Origin of the sequence: Paenibacillus sp. MMS18-CY102 (genome assembly GCF_009789195.1) — a bacterium.
GTDB lineage: Bacteria > Bacillota > Bacilli > Paenibacillales > Paenibacillaceae > Paenibacillus_T.
The window spans coordinates 1-3,868 of record NZ_WSTC01000071.1; the positions used below are offsets into that span (position 1 = coordinate 1).

Below are 3,868 nucleotides of genomic sequence, written 5' to 3' on the forward strand. Positions count from 1 at the left end.
TGATCCTTTTCAGTGGATTATGGACGGGGCTACCTCCATATCTATTGTAAAGGATTTTTTTATGCGCCGATGTATATTAGACAGAAATTTATGAAGATTCAGAGAATATTAATGCAACGCTAGTGGTAACGCATGCCTTTCCTCCTGTGCGATTGTTCGCGTTTTTTCCAATAATTGAATTATTTTTTCCAAATCTCCACTATAACTATTATATTTTCTCGATAGACTCAATTCTAGTGTATTTTATTTAATAATTTTATAGAAAATTACTGATAAGCAATTTAACGCATATGTTTTGCTATCCGTTCTTATTCGTCCTTAACCATCACCACATTCCCCTCATAGCTTATTAATCGTTCAAGGAAATTGCCTGCAGAGTCGCATTGACAAGAGTCACCTACTGGATTGCTTTCTAACTTCAAACCTACAACAAAGAAAAAGACCAGCACCTTTGTGCTGGCCTTCTGACACCTCTAATATCAAATATTTCTACAACTGTGCTTCGCAATTAGCAGAAATACTGAGTATTGTTGTGCTTCCGTTTCTTGAATTTATAGTGTGACGGAAACAGATTCGGAGCTTCTGCTGGATCCATCATCGTTCCCCGCAACTACCTGAATATAATAGGTCGTTCCGTTCGCTAATTGCGTGATGGTTTTTGTTGTGCCCGTCGTGTTTCCGGCATACTGGTAAGAACCATTTTCGGAAGTCGAAATGTAAATCGCATAGCCGTTTGCATTAGCCACGCTATCCCACGTAACCGTTGCTGTTTTGTCCCCTGCCACGACTTGAACGTTGGCCGGTGCACTCGGACGAACCACGGCGATCTCATTGGAGCTTACACTCGTTGCCGAACCATTCAATGCAGTTACAACATAGTAGTAAGACTTATACATATTTTCTGCACTCGCTGCCTCTGTGTCGAGATAGCCTGGCCATGCCCCATCCTGCACAATTGCAATGCTTGTGTAAGGGCCTCCCGGTGTCTCGGAGCGCTTCACTTCATATTGCGTCGCTCCTGCAACCTGGCTCCAGGACAGGTAAACCCCTCCATCTACCGTTTTTGCAATTTGTGGAGCGCTTAACGTTACCTGGCTGCTGGCTGTGACGGACACGGATGACGAACTTCTGCTGTACCCATTATCGTTCACTGCAACTACTTGAATGTAATACTTCGTTCCGTTTACTAATTGCGTAATGGTTTTTGCCGTACTCGTTGTGAATCCGACGTACTTGTAAGTACCATTTTCGGAAGTCGAAATATAAATTTGATAGTAGGTTGCATGAGCCACACTATTCCACGTAACCGTTGCGGTTTTGTCTCCCGCTACGACTTGAACATTAGTTGGTGTGCTCGGACGATTCAGGGCGATTTCATTAGAGCTTATTACTACTGTTCCCGAAGCGTTCAATGCAATTACGACATAGTAATAAGACTTATACTTATTCGCTCCACTCGTTGCCTCGGCATCGAGATAGCCTGGCCACGGCTCGTCTTGTACAATCGCGATGCTTGTGTAAGGGCCTCCAGGTGTCTCGGAACGCTTCACCTCATATTGCGTCGCTCCTGCAACTTGGTCCCAGGATAAGTAAATTCCTCCATCTTCCATCTTCGCGATATGTGGAGCAAGTAATGCTACCTGACCGCTGATGGTGACGGATACCGATGCGGAGTAGCTGCTCGATCCATTTTCATTCGATGCGATGACCTTAACGTAATACGTCGTTCCGTTCACTAATTCCGTGATCGTTTTTGTCGTGCTTGTTGTGTTTCCAACGAACTGGTACGTGCCATTTACGGATGTTGCAATATACACTCCGTAGTACGTTGCATGGGCCACGCTTGCCCACGTTACCGTTGCAGTCGTGTCTCCTGCTACCACTTGAACGTTGGTTGGTGCACTTATGATGATTTGGCCGCCAACTGTGATGGAAACCGATGCGGAGTAGCTGCTGGATCCATCATTGTTCGCTGCAATGACCTTAACGTAATACGTCGTTCCGTTTACTAATTCCGTGATTGTTTTTGTCGTGCTGGTTGTGCTTCCAACGAACTGGTACGTGCCATTTACGGATGTTGCAATATACACTCCGTAGTACGTTGCATGGGTCACGCTATTCCACGTAACTGTTGCAGTTGTATCTCCTGCCACGACTTGAACGTTAGTTGGCGCACTTATGATGATCTGGCCACCAACTGTGATGGAAACCGATGCCGAATAGCTGCCGGATCCTTCTTCGTTCGAAGCAACCACCTTAATGTAATACGTCGTTCCGTTTACTAATTCCGTGATCGTTTTTGTCGTGCTTGTTGTGTTGCCAACGAACTGGTACGTGCCATTTACGGATGTTGCAATATACACTCCGTAGTACGTTGCATGGGTCACACTTGCCCACGTTACCGTTGCAGTTGTGTCTCCTGCTACCACTTGAACGTTGGTTGGTGCACTTATGATGATTTGGCCGCTAACCGTAACGGATACCGATGCGGAGTAGCTGCTCGATCCATTTTCATTCGATGCGATGACCTTAACGTAATACGTCGTTCCGTTTACTAATTGCGTGATCGTTTTTGTTGTGCTTGTTGTGTTGCCAACGAACTGGTACGTGCCATTTACGGATGTTGCAATATACACTCCGTAGTACGTTGCATGGGTCACACTTGCCCACGTTACCGTTGCTGTTGTGTCTCCTGCTACCACTTGAACGTTAGTCGGTGCACTTATGATGATCTGGCCGCTAACCGTGACGGATACCGATGCGGAGTAGCTGCTCGATCCATTTTCATTCGATGCGATGACCTTAACGTAATACGTCGTTCCGTTCACTAATTCCGTGATCGTTTTTGTTGTGCTTGTTGTGTTTCCAACGAACTGGTACGTGCCGTTTACGGATGTCGCAATATACACCCCGTAGTAGGTTGCATGCGTCACGCTATTCCACGTAACTGTTGCAGTTGTGTCTCCTGCCACGACTTGAACGTTAGTCGGTGCACTTATGATGATCTGGCCGCTAACTGTGACGGATACCGATGCGGAGTAGCTGCTTGATCCATTTTCATTCGATGCGATGACCTTAACGTAATACGTCGTTCCGTTTACTAATTCCGTGATCGTTTTTGTCGTGCTTGTTGTGTTGCCAACGAACTGGTACGTGCCATTTGCGGATGTCGCAATATACACTCCGTAGTACGTTGCATGGGTCACACTTGCCCACGTTACCGTTGCAGTTGTGTCTCCTGCTACCACTTGAACGTTGGTTGGTGCACTTATGATGATCTGGCCGCTAACCGTAACGGATACCGATGCGGAGTAGCTGCTGGATCCATCATTGTTCGCTGCAATGACCTTAACGTAATACGTCGTTCCGTTTACTAATTCCGTGATCGTTTTTGTCGTGCTTGTTGTGTTGCCAACGAACTGGTACGTGCCATTTACGGATGTCGCAATATACACCCCGTAGTAGGTTGCATGCGTCACGCTATTCCACGTAACGGTTGCGGTTGTGTCTCCTGCTACCACTTGAACGTTGGTCGGTGCACCCGGGCGAATCAAGGCGATTTCATTGGAAACCACACTCGTTGCCGATCCGTTCACTGCCGTTACGACATAGTAATAGGACTTGTACTGATTGTCCCCATTTATTGAATCTACATCGAGATAGCCCATATAAGACCCATTTTGCACAATGCCAATGCTTGTATAAGGGCCTCCTGGCGTCTCCGAGCGTTTTACTTCATAATGTGCCGCTCCTGCAATCTGCGTCCAGGTTAAGTTAAGCCCGCCATCGCTATCTATGAACTTCGTAACATTCGGCGCACTTAATGTTGCCAGGCCGACGGTAACAGATACCGATGCGGAGTACCTAC

At 46.6% G+C, this 3,868-nt stretch carries 1 protein-coding gene; it reads right to left on the bottom strand.

Annotated features, from left to right (window positions below):
* Positions 1-551: 551 nt before the first annotated feature.
* The coding region (locus GON22_RS25400; protein ID WP_160398851.1) for a fibronectin type III domain-containing protein at positions 552-3,868 on the bottom strand (3,317 nt) is incomplete at its 5' end.